We start from the raw sequence: 22,649 nt of genomic DNA, 5'->3' as shown, positions 1-22,649 counted from the left end.
CATGGTGAGGTACAGCCTGCGGCGGCTGGCGTACGCGGTCGTGGTGGTGTGGGGCGCGTTCACCGGCGCGTTCTTCTTGCTCTACGTCGTCCCGGGCGACGCCGCGGGCGGCCTCACCATGGGCGCCTCCGGCGGCGACATCGAGACGCTCCTGGCCGAGCAGCGCGAGCTGCTCGGCCTGGACCGGCCCGTCCTCGTGCAGTACTGGGACGCGCTGTCCGGGGCCGTGACGGGCGACTTCGGGCAGAGCCTCTACCAGCGGCGACCCGCGGTCGACGTCTTCTTCGAGTCGTTCCCGGCGACGCTGCAGCTCGCGTTCGTCGGTCTGGCGCTGGCGGTGCTCCTCGGGGTGTCGCTCGCCGTGGTCATCGAGCTCACGAGCTGGCGGTGGATGCGGGAGCTGCTGATCTCGCTGCCGCCCGTCGCGGTGTCGCTGCCGCCGTTCATGGTCGCCCTGGTGCTCGTGCAGGTCGTGGCCTTCCGGCTCGGCTGGATCGACGCGTTCGGCGACGACTCGTTCCTCGGCCTCCTGGTCGCCTCATTGTCGATCGCGGTGGCGGGCGGCGGCACCATCGCGCAGCTCCTCACGGCGAACCTGCGCGGCGCGCTGTCCTCGCCGTACATCGAGACGGCGCGCAGCTGGGGCCTCAGCCGGTTCGACGTCGTGGTGCGGCACGCGCTGCGCAACGCGGCGCTGCCCGTCGTCACCGCGCTCGGCACCCTCGTCGGGGTGATGGTCGGCGGCACCGTGCTGACCGAGACGGTCTTCGCCCGCCTCGGCGTCGGGCGCCTCATCGTCGACTCCGTCAACGGCCGGGACATGCCCGTCGTCCTCATCGCCGTGACCGTGAGCGCGCTGATCTTCGTCACTGTCAACTTCCTCGTCGACCTGGTCTACCCGGTCATCGACAAGCGGATCCGATTGGACGGCTGATGAGCGTCATCGAACGCACGAGCGCGCTCGGTCGGGCGCCCGGGGGCGCGGCGCCGGCGGGGCCCGCGCGCGTCGGCCGGGGCACCCGGGCCCGGCTGTGGTTGCTCGACGTCCTGCGCACCCCGAGCCTCGTCGTCTCGTACCTGTGGCTGGTCGTGGTGCTGGTCGCGGCCGTCGCGCCGTCGGTGTTCGCGCCCGGCGACCCGCTCGCGCAGGACGGCGACGCCATGCTGCTCGCGCCCAGCGCCACCCACCTGTTCGGCACCGACGACCTCGGGCGCGACCAGTTCACGCGCACCGTGCACGGCACCGGTCTGTCCATCCAGGCCGCCGTGGTCGCGGTGCTCATCGGGCTGGTGGGCGGGTCCGTCGTCGGGCTCGTCGCGGGCGCCGTCCGCGGGTGGCTCGACAGCGTCCTCATGCGCTTCATCGACATCATGCTGTCGGTGCCGAGCCTCATCGTCTCGCTCGCGATCATCTCGGCGCTCGGCCACGGCACCATCAACATCGCGATCGCCATCGGCATCAACAGCACCGCGACGTTCGCGCGCCTCATGCGCTCCGAGGTGCTCAAGGTGAGCAACGCCCGGTACGTCGAGGCCTCCGTCTTCGCCGGCCACGGCTACGCCTACCGGCTGGCCCGGCACGTGCTGCCCAACGCGTCCCGGTCGGTGCTCGCCTTCGCCACGATGGAGATCGGCAGCGCCATCCTCACCGTCGCGTCCCTGAGCTTCCTCGGCCTGGGCGCGCCGCCCCCGACGCCGGAGTGGGGGCTGCTGGTGGCCGAGGGACGCACCTTCATCGCGACCCAGTGGTGGCTCAGCCTGCTGCCCGGGCTCGTGGTCGTCGTCTCCGTCCTGGCGGTCTACCGCATCGGGCGGTCGCTCAACCGAGGGAGGACCAGTGTCGTCGCCTGACACCAGCACCGAGCGCGAGCCGCTGCTCACGCTCGACGGCGTGAGCGTCGAGTTCGCCGTGCGCGGCCGCCCGGCCACGCGCGTCGTCGACGACGTCAGCCTCTCCCTGCAACCGGGCCGCGTGCTGGCGCTGGTGGGGGAGTCGGGGTCGGGCAAGTCGACCCTCGGCCGCACGGTCACCGGCACGCTCGCCGAGAACGGACGCGTCGTCGGCGGCACCGTGACCCTCGGCGGGCGCGAGCTCACCGGCCTGCCGGAGCGGGAGCGCCGCGCGGTGCGCGGCAAGGAGATCGGCTACATCCCGCAGGACGCGCTGCTCGGCCTCAACCCGCTGCTGCCCGTCGGCGTCCAGGCGGGGGAGCCGCTGCGCGCCCACGGCCTCGCGACCAAGCAGGAGCGGCGCAAGCGGGTGATCCACCTCTTCGAGCAGGTCGGGCTGCGCGAGCCCGACAAGATCTTCCACGCCTACCCGCACGAGCTGTCCGGCGGCATGTGCCAGCGCGTCCTCATCGCCGCCGCCATGTCGACGCAGCCACGCCTGCTCATCGCCGACGAGCCCACGACGGCGCTCGACGTCACCGTGCAGCGGACCATCCTCGATCTGCTGGACGGCCTGGTGGAGGAGAACGACCTCGCCGTCCTGCTCGTCACCCACGACCTGGGCGTGGCGGCCGAGCGGGCGGACGAGATCGCCGTCCTCAAGGACGGTCGCCTGGTGCGCTCCGGCCGCACGCACGAGGTCGTCGCGCACCCCGGCGACCCGTACACGGAGCAGCTGCTGCGGTCGTCGTCGCTCGGGTTCTCCGGGGCCGACGCCGCGCGGGCCCGGAGCGAGCGGCGCCAGGAGCGGGTCCCCGCGGACGCGCCCGTCGTCGTCGAGACGAGGGACGTGTCGAAGACGTTCCGCGCGCACCGCGGGCGTGCCGCCGTCACCGCCGTCAGGGACGCGAGCTTCGAGGTGCGCCGCGGCACGACGCTCGGGATCGTCGGGGAGTCGGGCTCCGGCAAGACGACGCTGGTGCGGCTGCTTGCCGGCCTCGGCGCCCCGGACACGGGGACGATCACCGTGGACGGCCGGCCCGTCGTGCACCACCGGCGCGGGCGCGGCCAGGCGCCGCTCTACCGCACGGTCCAGATGGTCTACCAGGACCCGTTCGCGTCTCTCAACCCCCGCGCCACCGTGCGGTCGATCCTCGAGGAGCCGCTCGCGGGCCACCGCATCGGCGGCAAGGAGGACCGTGCGCGGCGCGTCGACGAGCTGCTCGACGTCACGGGCCTGCCGGCGGCGCTCGCCGACCGGTACACCGCCGAGCTGTCCGGCGGGCAGCGCCAGCGCGTCGCGATCGCCCGCGTGCTCGCCCCCGGGCCCGAGGTGCTGGTGCTCGACGAGCCCGTCTCCGCCCTCGACGTCACCGTGCAGCGGCAGATCCTCGACCTGCTGACCTCTCTGCAGGACGAGCTCGCCCTGACCTACCTCTTCATCTCGCACGACCTCGGGGTCATCGCGGAGATCTCGGACGAGATCCTCGTGCTCCGCCACGGCGACATCGTCGAGCGCGGGCCCGCCCTCGACGTCATCACGGACCCCGCGACGGACTACGTCCGGGAGCTCCTCGCCGCCATCCCGGGGGCGGCCGACGCCGTCCCCGGCCGGTCGTGAGCGCCGCCCCGGGTCGCCGCGCACCACACCGTCACGCACCACCTCGAAAGGAACACGACATGGCAGAGCCGGCCCGTCGCCAGCTGCACCTCGGGTACATGTACTGGCTCAACGGCACCCACTGGGGCGGCTGGCGGCTGCCCGAGGCGGCGACGCCGGACGCCTTCGACCTCGAGTACCCGAGCCGGGTGCTGCAACTGGTCGAGGACGCGAAGTTCGACTTCTTCTTCCTCGGCGACACGCTGCCCGGCGACGTCTACAAGGAGCACTACGGGACGACGCACAACGGCGGCCGGCTGGAGCCGTTCACGCTCGCGTCGCAGCTGGCGCTGCAGTCGTCGAAGATCGGGCTGGCCGTCACGGCGCACCCGACGTTCTACGAGCCGTTCACCCTGGCGCGGCTCACCGCCTCGCTCGACCACCTGAGCCACGGCCGCCTGGCCTGGAACGTCGTGCTGGGGGCGAACGACCTCGCGGCCAAGAACTTCAGCCTCCCGGACCTCGGCGGCGAGAGCCGCTACCGGCGCGCGGCCGAGTTCATCGAGGTGATCCGCCGCCTGTGGGACAGCATCGAGGACGGCGCGTACCTGCAGGACAAGGAGTCCGGCGAGTACCTGGACCCGACCAAGATCCACCGCCTGGAGCACCAGGGCGAGTTCTTCTCCGTGGCCGGGACGCTGCCGATGCTGCGCCCGCCGCAGGGGCACGTCCCCCTGCTCTACGCCGGGGCGTCCGAGCTGTCCCGCGAGCTCACCGCCCAGTACTGCGACGTCAACTTCACCGGCCCGCCGGACCTCGCGACGTCCGCGGCGTTCAACGCCGACATCCGCGAGCGCGCGCGGCGCCTGCGCGGCCGCGACGAGCCGATCTTCTTCATGCCGGGCATCACGCCCGTCATCGGGGACACCCGCGAGGAGGCGATCGACCTCTTCGACCGCCTCAACGCCGGCCTGCCGATCGACTCCGACCCCGTCGCCGGGGACCAGCCGGAGGAGTACTACGCGAGCGACCGCTTCCGTGCGCTCGCCACGCAGCGCGGCGGCCTGCCGCTCGGGACGCGCAGCCTGCGCGCGGTGGGGGAGCGCGTCGGCGCCGACCTGCGCCCGCTGGGGCTCGACGGCGTCGTGACGCCCGCGGTGGCGGCGTCGTTCAACGAGGCCGGACGCCGGCTGCTCGCGCTGGTCGCGGAGCGCACCGACCGCACCGTCGAGGCAGGCACCGTGCGCGGACGCGACCTGCTGCACAGCTCCCTCGGGGGCGGCTTCCCGCTCGCGATCGGCACGGCGAACGACGTCGCCACGACGCTGCTGGAGTGGTTCGACGCCGGCGCCGCGGACGGGTTCAACATCCAGTCGCCGTTCATGCTCGACCAGCTGGAGCGGTTCACGTCGCAGGTCGTGCCGATCCTGCAGGACAAGGGCGTGTTCCGCACCGAGTACGAGTCCGACACGTTCCGCGGGCACTTCGGGCTGCCGGTGCCGCCGAACCAGTTCGCCGCGCCCGCCGAGGAGGCCGCTCGTGGCTGACCGGAAGCTCCGCATCGGCCTGGCCGCGTACGGCACCGGCTGGGACCTCAACGGGTGGCGCCTGCCGGAGGCCGACAACCGCGGCCTCGTGGACCCGAGCGTGATCGTCGACGTCGCCCGCACCGCCGAGCGGGGGAAGCTCGACTACGTCTTCTCCGGCAGCGCGCTCGGCAGCGAGCCGGACCGGCTCAACCGCATCTACCGGTGGGACAACTTCGTCTACGCCGGGTACGCGGCCGCCGTCACGCAGCACCTCGGGTTCCTCATGTCGGTCAACAGCTCCTTCGAGCACCCGTACGCGACCGCCCGGCAGCTCGCGACGCTCGACCACTTCTCGCGCGGGCGGACGGCGCTCAACGTCGTCTTCGGCATCGACCGCGAGGGCGACCCGGCGCGCAACTTCGGCCGCAACCCCGTCCCGACCGAGGGCACCAAGTACGCGCGGGCCCGCGAGTTCACCGAGGTCGTCAACCGGCTGCTCTACGAGAGCTGGGACGAGGACTTCCTGCTCGACGACAAGGCGGACGACACCCTCGTCCGGCCCGGAAGCTGGCACCGCATCGAGCACAGCGGCGAGTTCTTCGAGGTGCGCGGGCCGCTCAACGTGCCCCGGCCCGTGCAGCAGCGGATCCCGAACGTCCACGTCGGGCTGTCCGAGGAGTCGCTCGCCTACGGCGCCGACCTGGCGCAGATCCGGTTCTCGCCGTACTTCGGGCTCGACCGGGGCAGGGCCGAGTACGCGGCGCAGAAGGCCCGCGTGGCGTCGGCCGGTCGCGACCCGGAGAAGTTCAAGATCGTCCCCGGCGTCACGGTCTACGTGGCCGGGACGGGTCGCGAGGCGCGGGCCAAGTTCCGGGAGGTCGTGGCGCTGCAGGCCGCCGAGGAGATCCCCGAGGTGTTCTCCAAGGCGCTCGGCGTCGACCTGTCCCGCGTGCGGGACTCCGAGCGGGTGCTCGACGTCGTCGACATCGACGGTCTCGAGCCCGACGCGCTCGAGGGCCTGTACCGCGGCCGCGTGCAGCGCGGTGCCGGCGACGTGCGCGACGACCGCCTGCTCCTGCGGCAGATCGTCGCGACGCAGCTCGGCGAGGAGGCCACCTTCCGCGAGCTGTACCAGTACGTGCTGCGCTCCCGCGAGGACCAGCAGCCCGCCGTCGTCGGCGACGCGCGCGACGTGGCCGACTGGATCGAGGAGAACTTCGCTGAGCGGGTGCTCGACGGCGTCCAGGTGTTCCCGCCGTACCACCGCGGCCCCGCGGACGCGTTCGTCGACCTCGTCGTCCCCGAGCTCCAGCGGCGCGGCCTCTTCCGCACCGAGTACGAGGCGTCCACCTTCCAGGGGCTCCTCGACACCGACAACGGCTGACCCACCCACCAGTTCGAGGAGACCGCTGTGCCCGCTTCCGCCACCCTTCCCGACGGCTATCGCACGCTCGGCCGCTCGGGCCTCGTCCTGTCGGAGCTCGCCGTCGGCGCCAGCACCTTCGGCCGCACCGGCATGCGCGCCGTCGGGCAGGACCAGGTGAACCGCATCGTCGACCGCGCCATCGACCTCGGGGTCACGTACTTCGACCTCGCCGAGGGCTACGGCGACCGCACCGGCCTGTCCGAGGAGCTGTTCGGCAACGCGCTGCGCGGCCGCCGCGAGCAGGTGGTCGTCGGCACCAAGTTCGGGCGCTCGCTGGCCGCCGACCGCGGGCCGTCGTACAGCCTCACCGGGGCGCGCAAGTACGTCGTCGCGTCCGTGGAGGACAGCCTGCGGCGCCTGCGCACGGACTACATCGACCTCTACCAGATCCACTTCCCGGACTCCCGGACGCCGATCGACGAGACGCTGTCGGCGCTCGACGTGCTGGTGCGCGACGGCAAGGTCCGGTACGTGGGCGCGTCGAACTTCAAGGCCTGGCAGGTGGCCGACGCCGAGCACGTCGCGGCGGCGCGAGGGTACTCGCGGTTCGTCTCGACGACGGACGAGTACAGCCTGCTGTGGCGGAAGCCGGAGGAGGAGCTGATCCCCGCGCTGGAGCACTACGGGCTCGGGCTGCTGCCGTACTTCCCGCTCCAGAACGGGCTGCTCACCGGCAAGTACACGAGGGACCACGCGCCCGCGGGCGCCAAGATCACGAACCTCAAGACGTACCTGCTCGGCGAGGCCCCCTGGGACGCGCTCGACCGGTTCGCCAAGTTCGCCGCCGAGCGCGGCGTGACGCCCAGCGCCGTCGCGATCGGGTGGCTGCTCGCGCAGCCCACCGTCGCCTCGGTGATCGCGGGCGTCACGGTGCCCGAGCAGCTCGACGAGAACCTGCTCGCCACCCGGTGGCGGCCCACCGCCGAGGACGACCGGGAGCTGCGGGAGCTGTTCCCCGGCACGCTGTCCGGCGGCCCGGGCCGGGTGGGCTGACAGCCTGGACCTCAGGCGCCCTTCGCGACCGGACGGCCCTCGGAGACCCAGCCGGTGAACGACCCCGGGTACAGCGGCACGGTCACGCCCAGCACCGCGAGGGCGAGCACGTCGACCGTCGCCGCCACGCCGCTGCCGCACGACGCGACGAGCGGCGCCTCGCCCGCCGGTGCCGTGTCCAGGTAGGGCGCGTACCGGGCGCGGAGCGTCGCCTCGTCGGCGAGCCCGCCGCCGCGCAGCGCCCCGGCCGCCGGCAGGCTCACCGCCCCCGGGACGTGGCCGGTGCGCGCCCCGTCGCCGTCGTCGGGCGCGCCGGCGTGCGCCTCCGCGCCCCGCGCGTCGACGAGCCGGCCCCGGCGCGCGGCGTCGGCGGCGGTGTCGGAGCCGACCGTCGGCAGCGCACCGAGCGTGACGGTCGCGGTGCCGCCACCCTCCGCGGGGCGCTCCGTGGTGAGCGCGCCCCCGGCCGCGACCCAGGCGGCGCGGCCGCCGTCGAGGAAGCGGACGTCCGCCAGGCCGGCCCAGCGGAGCACCCACCACGCGCGCGTGGCCGTGGACGGGTGGTCGGCGGTGGCGACGACGACCGTGCTGGCGTCGTGCACGCCCCACCGCTCGACGAGGGCGCGGACCTGCGCGGCGTCGGGCAGCGGGGTCGCGCCCGTGCCGGGCCGCACCACGCCGGTGAGCTCGGCGAGGTCGACGGCGTGCGCGCCGGGGATGCGAGCGCCATCGCCGGGCGTCGGGGCCGTGCCGTCGCGGCGCACCTCGACGACGACGGTGGACCCGTCCCCGATCGCGGTGCGGAGCTCGTCGGCGGTGACGACGGGCGGGGGAACGACGGTCATGGGGAGTCCATCCGTGTCGGGGGCGTGGCCGGGGCTTGTCTAGCGCCCGCGTCGGCGGCGGTCACGCCTGCCCCGGCGCCCTCCCGCATGGCGAGACACGGGCGACCGCAGCCACCCGGAATCCTGGTCGCGTGCGGCGCGTTCTGGGACACGTGACGACGACCGAGGACCTGCCGCAGGCTGCGGACGTCGTCGTGATCGGCGCGGGGCAGGCCGGTCTGTCCGCGGCGTATCACCTGCGGCGGCGAGGATTCGTGCCCGCGGTCGGCGCGGAGACCGGCGAGCGCACCTCCCTCGTGCTCGACGCCGAGGACGGGCCCGGCGGAGCGTGGCGGCACCGCTGGCGCTCGCTGCGGATGAGCACGGTGAACGGCATCCACGACCTGCCCGGCATCGAGCAGCCCGACGTGGAGCCGGAGGCGGCGAGCGTCGACGTGCTGCCCGCCTACTTCGGCGACTACGAGCACGAGCTGGGCCTCGCCGTCGTCCGACCGGTGCGCGTGCGCCGCGTCGAGGAGGAGGACGACGGCGGGCTGCTCGTCCGCTGGGAGGGTGGCGGCGGGTCCGGCGTCGTCGCCGCGCGGGCGATCGTCAACGCGACGGGCACGTGGTCGAAGCCGTTCTGGCCCGCCTACCCGGGGCAGGAGACGTTCCGCGGCCGTCAGCTGCACACCGCCGACTACGTGCGGGCGGAGGACTTCGCCGGGCAGCGCGTCGCCGTCGTCGGCGGCGGGATCTCCGCGGTGCAGCTGCTGGAGGAGGTCTCGCACGTGGCGGAGACGTTCTGGTTCACGCGCCGGGAGCCCGTGTGGCGCGACTCGTTCGACCCCGAGGACGGCTCGCGCGCGGTGGCGATGGTCGCCGACCGGGTCCGCGAGGGCCTGCCGCCGCTGAGCGTCGTGTCCGTCACCGGCCTGATCAAGACACCGTCGCTGCGGGCAGCCGAGACGCGCGGCGTGCTCCACCGGCGTCCCATGTTCACCCGGATCGAGCCCGACGGCGTCGTCACGCCCGACGGCGAGCTGGTCCCCGTCGACGTCATCTTCTGGAACACCGGCTTCCGCGCCGCCCTCGACCACCTGCGGCCGCTGCACCTGCGCACCGCGGGCGGAGGCATCCGCATGGACGGCACGCAGGTCGACGGCGAACCGCGCGTCCATCTCATCGGCTACGGGCCGTCCGCCTCCACCATCGGCGCCAACCGCGCCGGCCGGGACGCCGTCAACCGGATCGTGCGCTACCTCGACGCCACGGCGTCCGACGCCGCCGCGCGCTAGCCGCGCGACCCGCCGGCCTCGCGTCGCTGGGCGACGCTCCGGGCCTGCCCTTCGTGGATGTCGCTCACCCACTCCCAGCCGGGCTTGGCCCTCGGGCCGATCCGCGGGTCGTCGGGAGCGCGGCCGTCCCGCAAGTCGTGCAGGTACGCGCGGTCCTGCGCGATCCGCGCACGCAGCTGGTCCGCCCCGCCGACGGACCCGTGCCCCGGGACCACGGCGTCGACGTCGCCGGCCACCCGTTCCAGGAGCTCCAGCCCGCGGAGGTAGTCGGTGATCGGGTCGTTGGTGTCGTCGAAGACGTCGAGCATCGGGACGAAGACGTCCGAGAGCATGTCGCCGGCCACGAGGACGCGGCGCTCCTCGATCAGCAGTGCCGCATGGCCGGGGGAGTGCGCCGGGTGCTCGATGACCCGGACGTGCGGGCCGTCCCACGGGATCCGCGTCGCCCCGTCCGGCAGGCCGGTGACGAGGCCGTACCCGTCCAGCGGCACGTCGTCCGCGATCTCGGGCGGCAGACCCTCGACGACGCGTGCCTCCCAGCCCGGGTCCGACAGCAGGCGTCGCAGCTCGGCCGCGCAGCGGGCCGTGCCGTAGCGGGGCGCGTCGCCGAGCTCGGCGTGCCAGAGCACGTGGTCCCAGTCGGGATGCGTCGCGAACCCCGCCACCACCGGCTCGCCCAGGTCGCGGAGGTCGTGCGCGAGGCACGCCATCTCGTCGTGGGTGAGCCCGGGATCGACGAGGAGCACGCCGCTCGGGCCTCGCACCACCACCGCGTTGTTCTGGAGCAGCCCGCTCTGGTGCGCCCACACACCGTCCGCGACCCGCGTCAGCACGGCGTCAGCCCAGGGCCGTCGACCGACGGCACGGTGTCCAGGATCGTGGTGGCCATGGTCGGTCTCCTGTCCGGTTGCCGCGGCGACGGCCCGGCCGGACGTCCCGCGTGTCGGTGGTGACCGACGGACGGGGCGAAACTCATTGCTGCGCCCGGCCGTCCCCGGACCTTGGGCCATAGCCTCCGGCGGCGATCTGGTGCCCGACGACGGGCATCACGTCGTGACCTGCGACGCTGCCGCGTCGAAGCGCTCGTACCGCCAGGCCAGGTGATCGCGATCGGGACGGTCGCCGCGCCGTCTCGGCAAGGTCAGCCGCCGCCCGTGCATCTCCTGCAGGCCGTGCTTCAGCATCGGCCCGTCGACCTCCTCGAGGAGTCCGAACGAGATGCGTACTTCGTAGTCCGGCGTCACGCCGAGCATGTTCTGGTCGTACGCGGCGTGGTGGATCTTGCACAGCGCAAGACCGTTGGTCACCGTCGGCGCGCCGAGCTCGTGCCCGTCCGGCACGATGTGGGCGGCGTCGAGCAGGGCGCCGTGCTTCAGCTCGCAGATCGCGCACCTGGTCTCGTAGGCGACGAGCACGCGGGTGCGAAACGCCGGCTGGTGCAGGCGCTGCTTCGCGAGCCGGACGGCGTACTCCCGCTGGGGCGCGGTCAGGTGCGCGGGGTCGTGGATGAAACGGAATGCCTCGTCGAGGGCGATGAGGAACTGCCGGTTCTCGGGCTCGTCGTCGACGACGTACACCGGGAAGACCGGCGTGTAGACGTTCGGGATCTCCTTGCGGAACAGGATGAGCGGCATGCCGGTGGATATCGCTTGGCGGAGCTTGCGATTGTCGCCCGACCAGGGGTCGCCCTTGCGGTAGGCGTAACGGAGCAGTCCATCCTCGGACATCTCGCTGTCGTGATATCGACCGGGCGTACTCACGATCGAGAGCGTCGAGCCGAACGACGCCGGATTGCGGATACCGCGCGAGTAGTCGATGACGGGCAGCTTCTCGCCGTCGAGGTGGAAGTCGAGCAGCTCGTCGCGCCGCAGGAAGCCGCCGTTGGCCTCCGCCCGCTCGCCGACCCACGCCATGATCTGCCTGCGCAGCTCCGCCTCGACCGCCGACTCCACGCGAGGAGCTCACCATCGCGCCGACTCAGCCGCAAGAGTTCGCGGGAGCAACTCTCCTGGTGGCGGAGGAATTCACCCGACGGTCCGCGTCAGCCGATGATCCGGCGCCCGAGGGATGGTGATCGACGCGGTCGTGCAGCCAGTGCCTCGTGCGGTCGTCCACGGCGGGGCGGGCGGCGCGTCGGTTGTCGCGCGTACGGTCGACATGCCGACCGAGCAGAGACGCAGAGAGGTGACGCCATGACCACCGACCGCACGGACGCACCGGACGCCGTGGCCGCGGAGTTCTTCGACCGCTACCGGCAGGCGCTGCTGGACCGTGACGAGGCGGCGGTCGCGGACCTGTACGCGGTACCGGCCCTGATCCTGTTTCCGGGGCAGTCGCTGCCGGTGACGAGCCGCGCGCAGACGGAGCAGTTCTTCGGGTCGTCGTGGAGCCAGTACGAGGGCGTCACGGGTATGACGTCGGACGTGCGGGTCGCGGCTGCCACGACGCACAGCGTGTGGGCCGACGTGACGTGGCACCACGACGGGCCCGGCGAGGGCACCGAACGGTTCGTGTACCAGCTCGTGCGCACGGACGACGGGTGGCGCATCGCCGTGCTCACGCCGATGGACGCGTGAGCGGATACTGACGGCATGACGACGGCGACGAACCCGGTGGAGCGGCTGCGGCTGCGGCTGGGTGACGCGCTGTTCGAGAAGGTCGCGGGCCCGGAGGCGGAGGCCTCGCGCGACCGGATCCACCTGACCCCGGGTCCGCGATGGTTCCCGCCGGACGGCCCGGTCGGGCGGGTGCACGCGGACGCGTCCATGTTCGTCGGCGGGCTGCGGGCCCTGCTGCTGCAGTCGCTGCACCCGCTGGCGATGGCGGGCGTGGCGGGGCACTCGGGCTACCGCGGCGACCCGTGGGGCCGGCTGGAGCGGACGGCGACGTTCCTCGCGACGACGACGTTCGGCACCGCCGACGACGCGCAGGCCGCGATCGACCGCGTCCGGTCGGTGCACGACCGCGTGCGCGGCAAGGCGCCGGACGGGCGGCCCTACCGAGCGGGCGACCCGCACCTGCTGACCTGGGTGCACGCCGCGGAGGCGGACTCGTTCCTCACCGCGCACCAGCGGTTCGGGGAGCGGCCGCTCACGGCGGTCGAGGCGGACGAGTACGTGGGGCAGGTCGCGCGCGTCGCGCGGGCGCTGGGCGCCGTCGTCGTACCCGGGACGGTGGCCGAGCTGCGCGAGACGATCGAGGCGTACCGGCCGGAGCTGGAGGCGTCGCCGGCCGCGCTCGACACGGTCCGCTTCCTGCTGCGCGAACCGCCGCTGCCGCGCGCGGCCCGCCCGCCGTACGCGCTGCTCGTCGCCGGCGCGGTCTCGACCCTCCCCGCGTGGGCGCGGGACGAGCTCGACGTCGACACCTGGTTCCATCGCTCCCTCGGCGGCCCGGCGGGCGCGCTCGCCACCCGCGCCGTGCGGTGGGGGATGGGCACCTCGGAGAAGACCCGGGCCTACCCGCGCGCAGGTGTCCCCGCGGCGACGCCCGGCTGACGCCTGCCTGTCGCCCGGCTGACGTCCGGCCGACGCCCGCGTGACGGGCCGGGAGCGCTGGTGACCTGCGGGGACAGCGCCGATGAACGTTGCCCGAACGCTTCGTCGGCGCCCCGACTCATCCGGACATCTCGGACAGGGCGGTTCCTAGAGTCGCGGCTGTGACCACCGTCGTGACCCCACGGCCGTCCGGCCTCCCGGACGCCCCGTCGGCCCGGGCGGGCACCCCGCCCGCAGGCCCACCACCCGCCGCCACCCGCACGCGCAGCCGGCTCGGCGCCCGCCGTCGGCGGAACGCCCTGCTGTGGGCGCTGCTGCTCGCGGGCCCGAACGTCGCCCTCATCCTCGTCTTCGTCTACCGCCCGCTGCTGGAGAGCCTGTACCTCTCGACGCTGCAGTGGAACCTCGGCTCTCCCGCCGCCCGCTTCGTCGGCCTCGGGAACTACGTCGAGTGGTTCACCGCGCCGACCACGGGCCGGATCGTCACCACGACGCTCGTCTTCACCGTCACGACCGTCGGCGGCGCGATGGTGCTGGGCCTGGGCCTCGCGCTGCTGCTGAACCGGCGGCTGCGGGGCCGCGGCGTCGCGCGCACGGTCGCGTTCGCCCCCTACGTGCTGAGCGGCTTCGCCGTCGGCATCCTGTGGCTGTTCATGTTCGACCCGCGCTACGGCCTGGTCCAGGAGCTGCTCGGCTGGGTCGGCCTCGACTCGCCCGCCTGGTACACGGCGCGCCCGTGGCCGCTGGTCATGGTGATCGTCGTCTACCTGTGGAAGAGCCTCGGGTACGTCGCCCTCATCTACCTGGCCGGCCTCCAGGCCGTGCCGCAGGACCTGCGCGACGCCGCCGCGCTCGACGGCGCGTCACCCGCCCGCACGCTGCGCTCGATCGTGCTGCCGCTGCTCACGCCGACCACGTTCTTCCTGCTGGTGACGATGATGCTCGCGTCGCTCCAGTCGTTCGACATCATCAAGGCGATGACCCAGGGCGGCCCCCTGGGTTCCACGACGACGCTCATGTACTCGATCTACGAGGAGAGCTTCGTGAACGGCCGCGCCGGGTACGCGTCCGCCGTCGCCACCGTCCTGTTCCTCGTGCTGCTCGCCGTCACCGCGGTGCAGATGCGGTACGTCCAGCGGAAGGTGCACTACGCATGAGCGCGGTCACGCTCGACCGGCGGATCCCCGGACGCCCGGCACGACGACGGTCGCCGCAGGTCGGCGGCTACGTGACGATGCTCTTCGCGACCGTCGTGCTCGGCCTGCCGCTGGTCTGGCTGCTCCTCGCGAGCCTCAAGACGCCCGAAGAGCTCTACCAGGTGCCGCTGCAGTGGCTGCCCGGGTCGCCGAGCCTCGACAACTACGCGCAGGCGGCGGGCGCGATCCCGCTCGGCCGGCTGCTGGCGAACAGCATCGGCCTGACCGTCGTCGGCGCGGGCCTCAAGGTCGCGCTCGGCCTGGCCTGCGCGTACGCGCTGGTCTTCCTCGACTTCCCGTTCAAGAAGCTCGTGTTCGGGCTGGTCATCGCGACGCTGATGATCCCGCCGCAGATCACGATCATCCCCAACTACACGCTGGTGGCGAGCCTGGGCTGGCTCAACACCTACCAGGGCATCCTCGTGCCCGGCCTGGCCAGCGCGTTCGGCACGTTCCTGTTCCGGCAGCACTTCCTCACGCTGCCGGCGTCCATCCTCGAGGCGGCCGAGCTCGACGGCGCCGGGCACTGGCGCAAGCTGTGGAAGTTCGTCGTGCCGATGAGCACGCCGACCCTCGCGGCGGTCGCGCTGGTCTCCGTCGTGACCGAGTGGAACGACTACCTGTGGCCGTTCCTCGTCGTCGACCACGCCGACAAGATGACGCTCCCCGTCGGCCTCACGCTGCTGCAGAACACCGACGGCATGTCGAACTGGGGCGTGCTGCTGGCCGCGACGGTCGTCGTGACGCTGCCCATCCTGCTCGTCTTCCTGATCCTCCAGCGACGGCTCGTCGCCGGACTGACCGCGGGCGCCGTCACGGGCTGAGCGCCCGCGACCTCCACCCCCGCACCACCCCGAACCAAGGAGCACGTGTGTCCCACCGTCCTGCCCGCCGCACCCGCACCGCCGTCGCGGCGCTCGCCGCGGTCTCGGCCCTCACCCTCACCGCCTGCGGCGGCCCGAGCGTCGGCGCCACCGCGACCGACGACGCGTCGGCCGAGGCCGTCGACTGGTCCCAGGTGGAGCCCGCCCAGGAGATCACCTGGTGGAGCAACCACCCGGGCCAGTCGCAGGAGCTCGAGCAGCAGCTCATCGACGACTTCACCGCGGAGTCCGGCATCGAGGTCGACCTCGTGACCGCCGGCGCCGACTACGACGAGGTCGCCCAGCGCTTCCAGGCCGCCTCGCAGACGGACGAGCTGCCGGACCTCGTCATCGCGTCCGACGTGTGGTGGTTCCGGTACCACCTGAACGACCAGATCATGCCCGTGGACGACGTCATGGAGTTCCTCGACGCCGACGCGGAGGACTTCCAGCCCGCCCTCTACGCGGACTACGAGTACGACGACCAGCACTGGGCGGTGCCGTACGCCCGCAGCACGCCGCTCTTCTACTACAACAAGGACCTGTGGACGAAGGCCGGCCTGCCCGACCGGGGCCCCGAGACCTGGGACGAGCTCGTCGGGTGGGACGCGAAGCTGAAGGACGAGGTGCCGAAGGGCGGCTCGACCTTCGGCCTCTCGACCGGCCCGTCCTGGGGCGCGTGGTGGTTCGAGAACATGATCTGGGGGCAGGACGGCGCCTACTCCGACGGCTTCGACCTCACGCTCGACACCCCGGAGGCGGTCGCGGGCGGCGAGTTCGTGCGCGACCTGTTCCACGGCTCGGGCGTCGCGACGCTCTCCGCCGACGACGCGATGGCGGACTTCTCGTCCGGCCTGATCGCCTCGACGATCGGCTCGACCGGCTCGCTCAAGGGCGCGCTCGACGCCGCGTCGTTCGAGGTCGGCACGGCCTACCTGCCGGACGGCCCGAAGGGCGGCGGCACCCCGACCGGCGGCACCGGCCTCGCGATCCCGTCGTCGAAGACGCCGGAGCAGCAGCTCGCGGCGGCGATGTTCCTCGAGTTCCTCACGAACACCGAGAACACGGCGACGTTCTCCCAGGCCACGGGCTACATGCCGGTGCGCACGTCCGCCGTCGAGAGCGACGCGATGAAGCAGACCTACGAGCAGACGCCGCAGTTCCGCACCGCCGTCGACCAGCTCGCCGACAAGGCCCGCGTGCAGGACGACGTCCGCGTCTTCGTGCCGGGCGCCGACGCGCTGCTCAACGAGGCGCTGGAGCAGATCGTCATCGAGGACGCCGACCCGAAGGCGGCGTTCGAGGCCATCGCGCCGCGCATCGAGACGGCGTACACCGAGAACGTGGAGCCGTACCTGTGACGGGCACGGCAGGGCTGAGCGAGGCCGACGGCACGCTCCGGCCGCGCGTCGTCGCGCACCGCGGCAACAGCGCCGTCGCGCCGCAGAACACGCTCGCGGCGTTCGAGGCCGCCGCGCGCGCGGGGGCGGACTCGCTCGAGATCGACGTCCGTCTCACCGTGGACGGCGAGGTCGTCGTCCTGCACGACGACACCGTCGACGCGACGACCAACGGCAGCGGCAAGCTGACGGACCTCGAGCTGCGCGAGGTGCGGCTGCTCGACGCCGGGTCGTGGTTCTCGCCCGCGTACGCGGGGCAGCGGGTGCCGACGTTCGCCGAGGTGATCGACCTGCTGCGCGTCCGTCCGCGCCTGGACCTGCTGCTCGAGGTCAAGGGCGCCTGGTCGGTGCAGGAGGTGCGCCGGGTCACCGGGCCGCTGCGCGAGGCGGGCCTCGCCGCCCGCACCGTGGCGCAGAGCTTCTGGCCCGAGACGGTGGCCGCGCTGCGGGACGCCGACCCGGGTCTGCGTCGCGGCCTGCTCGTCACCGCCGCCCGCGACGACCTGGTCGAGCGCTGCCGCGAGCTCGACGTCGTCATGTGCAACCCGCAGGGCACCGTGCTGCGCGACGACCCGGGCGTCGTCGCACGGCTGCACGACGCCGGCCTCGCCACCGCCGTCTGGACGCTGAACGAGCCCGAGCACTGGGCCGCCGCCGTCGCGCTCGGCGTGGACGAGATCATCACCGACCGCCCCGACCGCCTCGCGGGCTGGCTCGCCGGCCGGGTCGGCTGATCACGAGTTGTCAGGGCGAGCGCCGGGTATACGTGGCGCTGGTCCTGACAACTCGTGGGTGGGTAGGCTGGAGCGCGCATCGAAGCGCTTCGACGGTCCACGGGGGTATCGCGGCATGGCGGGTGGTCTGGCACGGCTCACGGACGAGCTGGGCATCCTGTACGGCGGGGACTACAACCCCGAGCAGTGGGACCGCGAGGTGTGGCGGGAGGACGTCGCGCTCATGCGGGAGGCGGGGGTCAACCTCGTCACGGTCGGCGTCTTCAGCTGGTCGCACCTCGAGCCGCGTCCGGGGGAGTACCGCTTCGCCTGGCTGGACGAGGTGCTCGACCTGCTGCACGACGCCGGCATCGCCGTCGACCTCGCCACCCCCGTCGCCTCCCCGCCGCCGTGGCTGGGCCACCGGCACCCGGAGTCGCTGCCCACGACGGCCGACGGCACGGTGCTGAGCTACGGGTCGCGCAACCAGTTCTGCCCGTCCTCGGACGCCTACCGGACCGCCGCGGTGGCGATCGCCGAGCAGGTCGCCGCCCGGTACGCCCGCCACCCGGCCGTCCGGATGTGGCACGCGGGCAACGAGTACGGCCAGGTCTGCTTCTGCGACCGCTGCGCCGAGCGGTTCCGCGACTGGCTGCGCGCCCGGTACGGCACGCTCGACGACCTCAACGCCGCGTGGGCCACCGCCGTCTGGTCGCAGGAGTACGGCGACTGGGCCGAGATCCTGCCGCCGCGCGTCGCGCCGTACCACCACAACCCGGCGCAGGAGCTCGACTTCCGCCGCTTCGGCTCCGACCTGCTGCTCGACCTCTACCGCGAGCAGAAGGCGGTCGTGCGGCGGCACGACCGCGACCGCCCCGTCACCACCAACCTCATGGGGTTCTTCGGCGGCATCGACCCGCACGACTGGCGCGCCGACCTCGACGTCGTCGCCGACGACGCCTACCCGGACCCGGCCTCGCCCGACGCCGCCGCGGACGCGGCGCTCGTCAACCACCTGGCCCGCGGGCTGGCGGGCGGCGGGTCGTGGCTGCGCATGGAGCAGGCGGCGAGCGCGGTGAGCTGGCGCGAGCACAACCTCACCAAGTCGCCCGAGCGGCTGCGCACCGAGGTGCTCCAGGCGCTCGCGCACGGCTGCGACGGCGCCCTGTTCTTCCAGTGGCGCCAGGCGCGCTCCGGCCCCGAGCGCTTCCACTCCGCGATGCTGCCGGTCGCGGGTGCCGACACGGCCGTGCACCAGGGGGTCCGGAGCCTGGGAGCCGAGCTGCGCGCCCTGCGGGGCCTCGTCGGCGAGCCCGTCCACCGCCGCGTCGCGCTCCTGTGGGACTGGACGTCCTGGTGGGCCGCCACCCAGGTCGCGCTCCCGACGGCGCGCCTCGACCCCCTCGCCACCCTGCAGGCCTGGCACCGCGAGCTGTGGCGGCTGGGCGTCGTGGCCGACGTCGTGCCCGCGGACCGCGCGGACGTCGCGCTGCACGACTACGACCTCGTGCTCGCCCCCGCCCAGTACGTGCTCGACAACGACTCCGCGGCCCGCCTCGACGCGTACGTCGCGGGCGGCGGCCACCTTGTGTGGGGCCCGTTCGGCGGGGTCGCGGACGGGCTGTCGCACCTGCACGCCGGGCGCTCGCCCGCGCCGCTGCGGCACGTGCTCGGCGTCTCCGCGGAGGAGTGGGTGCCGCTGCCCGACGGCGGCAGCGCGGTCGCGTGGTCCGGGGCGGGGGTGGAGGGCCTCCGCGGCACGGCGGCGACCCTCGGCGAGCGCACGCGGTCCGACGGCGCGGACGTGCTCGCCACCTACGACGACGGACCCTTGGCCGGCTGCGTCGCCGTCGCCCGGCACGCCCACGGGTCGGGCCGCACCTGGTACGTCGGGACCGCGCTCGCCGGGCCCGCCGGCGGCCTCGGTGACGTGCTGCGCGCCGCGCTGGACGACGCGGGGGTGCCCCTCGGCGGGCAGGGACCCGGCGTCGAGACCGTGTGGCGCGGCGGCGTCCTCGTCGCGATCAACCACGCCGACCGCGCGGCGACGCTCGATCTCGCCGCGGCTCGGGCGGTGGGCCCCGCCGCCGTGCGCGACGCGACCGTGCCCACCGACGTGCCCACCGACGTGCTCACCGACCTGCTCACCGGCGCGCGGCACGACGGCTCCGCGACCCTCCCGCTCGCGCCGTACGACGTCGTCGTCCTCGCCACCGGCCGACCGTGAAAGGTTCATCCGAGAAGATGTCACCTCCCGGAAACGCTGTTTGATCCCACGGAAACCGTCGCTCCCTACCGTCGTCCCGACGCGCCGTCCAGGCGCCCGGTGACGGAAGGGGACGACCGATGTCCGACGCATCACCCAGCACCACCGAGAGGCACCCGGTCGACCAGGTGCCACGGTTCGCGCGGCTGTTCCCGCTCGGGCTGCAGCACGTGCTCGCGATGTACGCCGGGGCGGTGGCGGTGCCGCTCATCGTGGGCGGCGCGCTCGGCTACTCCGCCCAGGACCTGGCGTTCCTCATCAGCGCCGACCTGTTCGTGGCGGGGATCGCGTCGATCATCCAGTCCCTCGGGTTCTGGCGGTTCGGGGTGCGGCTGCCGCTCATGCAGGGCGTGACGTTCGCCGCCGTCGGCCCGATGATCACCATCGGCACCACCTACGACATCACCGCCGTCTTCGGTGCCACCATCGCGTGCGGCCTCTTCATGATCCTCGTCGCACCGTTCTTCTCGGCGCTGCTGCGGTTCTTCCCGCCGATCGTCACGGGCACGGTCATCCTCATCATCGGCGTCTCGCTCATGGACGTCGCCGCCGGCTGGATCACGAACAACGGCGAGACGGCCGCGCCGTCCGACCTGGCGCTCGCGGCCGGGACGCTGCTGTTCATCGTGCTGGTCGAGCGGTTCGCGCCACCCGCGCTCGCGCGCCTCTCGGTGCTGCTGGGCCTCGCCCTCGGCACGCTCGCCGCGCTGCCGATGGGCAAGGTCGACTGGTCAGGCGTGGGCGAGGCCGGCTGGTTCGCCGTCGTGACGCCGTTCCACTTCGGCCTCCCGACGTTTCCGCTCGCGGCCGTGGTGTCCATGCTGGTCGTGGGCCTCGTGATCATGACGGAGACGACGGGCGACATGATCGCCGTCGGCGAGATCACCGGGCGCCCGGTGACCAAGCAGCGCCTCGGCGACGGGCTGCGCGCCGACGGGCTGTCCACCATGATCGGCGGCCTGTTCAACACCTTCCCGTACACCGCGTTCGCGCAGAACGTGGGCCTCGTCAGCCTCACGGGGGTCGCGTCGCGCTACGTCGCGACGATGGCCGGCGGCATCCTCGTCGTCCTGGGCCTGGTGCCCAAGGTCGGCGCGGTGGTCGAGGGCGTGCCCAGCGCCGTGCTCGGCGGCGCGGGGATCGCGCTGTTCGGCATGGTCGCGGCGTCCGGCATCCGGTCGCTCACCAAGGTGACGTTCACCAGCAAGAACATCCTCGTCGTCGCGGTGTCCCTCGGGGTCGCCATGCTGCCCACCGTGCGCCCGGAGATCTACGCGGAGTTCCCCACGTGGTTCCAGCTGATCTTCGACTCCGGCATCAGCGCCGGCGCGATCAGCGCCATCCTGCTCAACCTGCTGCTCAACGGCGACCAGCTCCGGCGGTCGCCGGACCCGGCGCCCGACCCGGTGCCCGATCCGGCGCCCGACGCCGAGCTGGAGCCGGCCGCGGCTCAGGCCCCGACGTCGCCGTCCACGTAGAACCAGCGGCCGTCCTCGCGGACGAACCGGCTCACCTCGTGCAGGCGGCCACGCTCACCCGTGGCCGCCTGCGCGTACTGCGCCACGAACTCCACCTCGCCGCCGTCGTCGAACGGGCCCCCGGCGTGGGTGGCGAGCACGACGAGGCGCCGCCACCGCTGGTCGTCGTCGAGCTCCAGCGACGGCGGGCGCGTGCGCGGGTGCCACGTGGCGCGCAGGTAGGCGGCGTCACCGACGGCGAACGCGGTGTAGCGCGAGCGCATCAGCGCCTCCGCGGTGGGGGCGGGCCGGTCGCCGCGCAGCAGCGGCCCGCAGCACGCGCCGTAGGTGTCGCCGGAGCCGCAGGGGCAGCGGTCGTCGTCGAGCACGGGTCCTCCTGGGGGTCGGTGCGTCGGGTCAGTGCGCGCCGGGCAGGCGCGGGTTGAACCGCTCCTCGCCGAGGGCGACGAGCAGCGCCAGCAGCACGACGACGGCGCTCGCGAGCGGCACGACGCGCACGTCGACGGCGGCGACCAGCGCCGCACCCAGCCCGGAACCGGCCGCGATGCCCACGTTGAACATGGACGAGGAGATGGCCACCCCCATGTTGGTCGAACCAGGGGCCACGAGCATCACGCGGTGCGACAGGGCGGGTGGCACGCAGGAGAACGAGAAACCGAAGAGCGCCAGGGACGCGACGGCGGCGACCGGCTGCTCGCCGAACGCCCACAGGCCCAGCAGGGCCGCGGTGAGCACGGCGAGCGCCACCAGCAGCACCGCCACGGGTCGGGCGTCGATGAACCGGCCCACGACGATCGTGCCGATCACGCCCGCCGCGCCCTGCAGGAGCAGCAGCCGGGCCATGTCCGACTGCGCGAAGCCGGTGACCTCGATGAAGTACTGCGTGACGAACGTGATGACGCCGAACGCGCCGGTCAGCACCAGGCCGGTCGTGACCATCTGGAACCCGAACCGGCGCCGGCTGGGGTGCGGCGCCCGGCTGGCGCCGCCCTCGGACGGCGCCATCGTGGGGAACAGCGCCAGCACGACGAACGTCACCACGAGCGACAGGACCGCGACGGCGGCGAACGTCCACCGCCACGAGGTGTGCTCGCCGAGCCACGTCCCCGCCGGCACGCCGAGCACGGGGGCGAGCGAGTTGCCGAGGGCGAGGCGCGTCATCACCCTGCCGCGCACCACGGGCCGGAACAGCCCGGTCGTCGCGGGCACCACGGCCGCCCAGAACAGGGCCTGCGCCGTCGCCGTCACGAGGCGGGCGGCCAGCAGCTGCTCGTAGCTGGGGGCGAGCGCGGCCCACAGCGTCGCGACGGCGGCCACGCCCGCGCACGCGGACAGCACCCACCGGCGCGGCACGCGTCGTGCCCAGTGCGCCAGCGGCACCGTCGTGACCAGCACCACCAGCGCGTAGGCCGTGACGAGCAGGCCGATCTCGGACGTCGACCGGCCCAGGTCGGGGGCCATGAGCGTGAGCAGTCCGGACGGCAGCGACTCGACGGTGACGAACAGGAACGTCGACAGCGCCATCGCGACCAGGATGATCGTGGCGCGACGCTCGTCGACAGGGGGCGTGATGGCGGACGCCGGCGCGTGGGGAAGGTTCTCGGTCATGGGGATCGAGACGATCGTAGGCGCGAGTCGTCGGGACCAGGAGCATGAATACCGTGACCTGGTCCTGA

20 protein-coding genes are annotated in these 22,649 nt (G+C 73.3%); 15 read left to right on the top strand and 5 right to left on the bottom strand.

All coding sequences use genetic code 11. The features are described from left to right. Position 1 precedes the first annotated feature (1 nt). Genes ACFQ8Y_RS05475 through ACFQ8Y_RS05450 form a run of 6 tightly spaced genes read left to right on the top strand, consistent with a single transcriptional unit; the run spans position 2 to position 7,438 of the window. Positions 2-934: an ABC transporter permease gene (locus ACFQ8Y_RS05475; RefSeq protein ID WP_430550956.1), complete on the top strand. Its 933-nt coding sequence runs from the start codon at positions 2-4 to the stop codon at positions 932-934. Next, a complete protein-coding gene (locus ACFQ8Y_RS05470) occupies positions 934-1,851 on the top strand; it encodes an ABC transporter permease (RefSeq protein WP_430563103.1) in 918 nt (305 codons plus the stop codon). Before ACFQ8Y_RS05475 ends, ACFQ8Y_RS05470 begins: the two co-directional genes overlap by 1 nt. Beyond that, on the top strand, positions 1,838-3,511 hold the full coding sequence (locus tag ACFQ8Y_RS05465) for a dipeptide ABC transporter ATP-binding protein (protein ID WP_430584846.1): 1,674 nt from the start codon (positions 1,838-1,840) through the stop codon (positions 3,509-3,511). Before ACFQ8Y_RS05470 ends, ACFQ8Y_RS05465 begins: the two co-directional genes overlap by 14 nt. 59 nt (positions 3,512-3,570) lie before the next feature. Then, positions 3,571-5,037 carry an LLM class flavin-dependent oxidoreductase gene (locus ACFQ8Y_RS05460; RefSeq protein WP_430584845.1) on the top strand — a complete coding sequence of 489 codons (1,467 nt, stop codon included), beginning with the start codon at positions 3,571-3,573 and terminating at the stop codon, positions 5,035-5,037. Further along, on the top strand, positions 5,030-6,403 hold the full coding sequence (locus tag ACFQ8Y_RS05455; RefSeq protein WP_430563100.1) for an NtaA/DmoA family FMN-dependent monooxygenase: 1,374 nt from the start codon (positions 5,030-5,032) through the stop codon (positions 6,401-6,403). The genes ACFQ8Y_RS05460 and ACFQ8Y_RS05455 overlap by 8 nt, the downstream gene beginning before the upstream one ends. A gap of 27 nt (positions 6,404-6,430) precedes the next feature. Next, positions 6,431-7,438 (top strand): aldo/keto reductase, encoded by a 1,008-nt coding sequence (locus ACFQ8Y_RS05450; RefSeq protein ID WP_430584844.1) that lies wholly within the window; start codon positions 6,431-6,433, stop codon positions 7,436-7,438. An 11-nt stretch (positions 7,439-7,449) separates the two neighbouring features. Here ACFQ8Y_RS05450 and ACFQ8Y_RS05445 read toward each other — a convergent pair whose 3' ends face one another. Beyond that, positions 7,450-8,283 carry a sulfurtransferase gene (locus ACFQ8Y_RS05445; RefSeq protein ID WP_430584843.1) on the bottom strand — a complete coding sequence of 278 codons (834 nt, stop codon included), beginning with the start codon at positions 8,281-8,283 and terminating at the stop codon, positions 7,450-7,452. 152 nt (positions 8,284-8,435) lie between these two features. On the opposite strand from ACFQ8Y_RS05445, the gene ACFQ8Y_RS05440 reads away from it, so the two are divergent. After that, positions 8,436-9,560 (top strand): FAD-dependent oxidoreductase, encoded by a 1,125-nt coding sequence (locus ACFQ8Y_RS05440; RefSeq protein ID WP_430550963.1) that lies wholly within the window; start codon positions 8,436-8,438, stop codon positions 9,558-9,560. On the opposite strand, the gene ACFQ8Y_RS05435 is transcribed toward ACFQ8Y_RS05440, so the two are convergent. Together ACFQ8Y_RS05435 and ACFQ8Y_RS05430 are read right to left on the bottom strand one after the other, a co-directional pair. Then, the gene (locus tag ACFQ8Y_RS05435) at positions 9,557-10,393 is read right to left on the bottom strand and encodes an MBL fold metallo-hydrolase (RefSeq protein WP_430563097.1); all 837 of its coding nucleotides are present in this window, start codon (positions 10,391-10,393) and stop codon (positions 9,557-9,559) included. The genes ACFQ8Y_RS05440 and ACFQ8Y_RS05435 overlap by 4 nt on opposite strands. 213 nt (positions 10,394-10,606) lie before the next feature. Continuing rightward, positions 10,607-11,512 carry an HNH endonuclease gene (locus tag ACFQ8Y_RS05430; protein ID WP_430584842.1) on the bottom strand — a complete coding sequence of 302 codons (906 nt, stop codon included), beginning with the start codon at positions 11,510-11,512 and terminating at the stop codon, positions 10,607-10,609. A 240-nt stretch (positions 11,513-11,752) separates the two neighbouring features. Here ACFQ8Y_RS05430 and ACFQ8Y_RS05425 point away from each other — a divergent pair, with 240 nt between their 5' ends. The 8 genes from ACFQ8Y_RS05425 (at position 11,753) to ACFQ8Y_RS05390 (ending at position 20,973) form a co-directional block, all read left to right on the top strand. Then, entirely contained in the window at positions 11,753-12,136 is a 384-nt protein-coding gene (locus ACFQ8Y_RS05425; protein WP_430550969.1) for a DUF4440 domain-containing protein, read from the top strand. 15 nt (positions 12,137-12,151) lie between these two features. Continuing rightward, a complete protein-coding gene (locus tag ACFQ8Y_RS05420) occupies positions 12,152-13,057 on the top strand; it encodes an oxygenase MpaB family protein (RefSeq protein WP_430584841.1) in 906 nt (301 codons plus the stop codon). Between the two features lie 161 nt (positions 13,058-13,218). Next, a complete protein-coding gene (locus tag ACFQ8Y_RS05415; protein ID WP_430584840.1) occupies positions 13,219-14,214 on the top strand; it encodes a carbohydrate ABC transporter permease in 996 nt (331 codons plus the stop codon). Beyond that, complete coding sequence (locus ACFQ8Y_RS05410; protein ID WP_430550985.1) at positions 14,211-15,077, top strand: carbohydrate ABC transporter permease; 867 nt, start codon at positions 14,211-14,213, stop codon at positions 15,075-15,077. The genes ACFQ8Y_RS05415 and ACFQ8Y_RS05410 overlap by 4 nt, the downstream gene beginning before the upstream one ends. A 47-nt stretch (positions 15,078-15,124) precedes the next feature. Beyond that, complete coding sequence (locus ACFQ8Y_RS05405) at positions 15,125-16,477, top strand: ABC transporter substrate-binding protein (protein WP_430584839.1); 1,353 nt, start codon at positions 15,125-15,127, stop codon at positions 16,475-16,477. Continuing rightward, positions 16,474-17,250, top strand: a complete 777-nt coding sequence (locus ACFQ8Y_RS05400) for a glycerophosphodiester phosphodiesterase (protein ID WP_430584838.1) — start codon at positions 16,474-16,476, stop codon at positions 17,248-17,250. The genes ACFQ8Y_RS05405 and ACFQ8Y_RS05400 overlap by 4 nt, the downstream gene beginning before the upstream one ends. A 115-nt stretch (positions 17,251-17,365) precedes the next feature. Further along, the gene (locus tag ACFQ8Y_RS05395; protein WP_430584837.1) at positions 17,366-19,456 is read left to right on the top strand and encodes a beta-galactosidase; all 2,091 of its coding nucleotides are present in this window, start codon (positions 17,366-17,368) and stop codon (positions 19,454-19,456) included. A gap of 119 nt (positions 19,457-19,575) precedes the next feature. Further along, a complete protein-coding gene (locus tag ACFQ8Y_RS05390) occupies positions 19,576-20,973 on the top strand; it encodes a nucleobase:cation symporter-2 family protein (RefSeq protein WP_430563078.1) in 1,398 nt (465 codons plus the stop codon). On the opposite strand, the gene ACFQ8Y_RS05385 is transcribed toward ACFQ8Y_RS05390, so the two are convergent. Together ACFQ8Y_RS05385 and ACFQ8Y_RS05380 are read right to left on the bottom strand one after the other, a co-directional pair. Further along, positions 20,946-21,341, bottom strand: a complete 396-nt coding sequence (locus ACFQ8Y_RS05385; RefSeq protein ID WP_430584836.1) for a YchJ family protein — start codon at positions 21,339-21,341, stop codon at positions 20,946-20,948. The genes ACFQ8Y_RS05390 and ACFQ8Y_RS05385 overlap by 28 nt on opposite strands. Before the next feature lie 28 nt (positions 21,342-21,369). Beyond that, a complete protein-coding gene (locus ACFQ8Y_RS05380) occupies positions 21,370-22,581 on the bottom strand; it encodes an MFS transporter (protein WP_430550991.1) in 1,212 nt (403 codons plus the stop codon). Positions 22,582-22,649: the final 68 nt, after the last annotated feature.

It is taken from the genome of Isoptericola sp. NPDC056605, from assembly GCF_042792795.1.
Taxonomy (GTDB): Bacteria; Actinomycetota; Actinomycetes; order Actinomycetales; family Cellulomonadaceae; genus Isoptericola.
The sequence above is the reverse complement of the archived record's forward strand: the minus strand, read 5'-3'. Positions and strand labels throughout refer to the sequence as shown.

What these genes read in the sequence shown, in the direction of transcription:
- ACFQ8Y_RS05475 (WP_430550956.1), top strand. Translation starts at nt 2, where the DNA reads ATGGTGAGGTACAGCCTGCGGCGGCTGGCGTACGCGGTCGTGGTGGTG.
- ACFQ8Y_RS05470 (WP_430563103.1), top strand. Translation starts at nt 934, where the DNA reads ATGAGCGTCATCGAACGCACGAGCGCGCTCGGTCGGGCGCCCGGGGGC.
- ACFQ8Y_RS05460 (WP_430584845.1), top strand. Translation starts at nt 3,571, where the DNA reads ATGGCAGAGCCGGCCCGTCGCCAGCTGCACCTCGGGTACATGTACTGG.
- ACFQ8Y_RS05445 (WP_430584843.1), bottom strand. Translation starts at nt 8,283, where the DNA reads ATGACCGTCGTTCCCCCGCCCGTCGTCACCGCCGACGAGCTCCGCACC.
- ACFQ8Y_RS05425 (WP_430550969.1), top strand. Translation starts at nt 11,753, where the DNA reads ATGACCACCGACCGCACGGACGCACCGGACGCCGTGGCCGCGGAGTTC.
- ACFQ8Y_RS05420 (WP_430584841.1), top strand. Translation starts at nt 12,152, where the DNA reads ATGACGACGGCGACGAACCCGGTGGAGCGGCTGCGGCTGCGGCTGGGT.
- ACFQ8Y_RS05410 (WP_430550985.1), top strand. Translation starts at nt 14,211, where the DNA reads ATGAGCGCGGTCACGCTCGACCGGCGGATCCCCGGACGCCCGGCACGA.
- ACFQ8Y_RS05395 (WP_430584837.1), top strand. Translation starts at nt 17,366, where the DNA reads ATGGCGGGTGGTCTGGCACGGCTCACGGACGAGCTGGGCATCCTGTAC.
- ACFQ8Y_RS05390 (WP_430563078.1), top strand. Translation starts at nt 19,576, where the DNA reads ATGTCCGACGCATCACCCAGCACCACCGAGAGGCACCCGGTCGACCAG.
- ACFQ8Y_RS05380 (WP_430550991.1), bottom strand. Translation starts at nt 22,581, where the DNA reads ATGACCGAGAACCTTCCCCACGCGCCGGCGTCCGCCATCACGCCCCCT.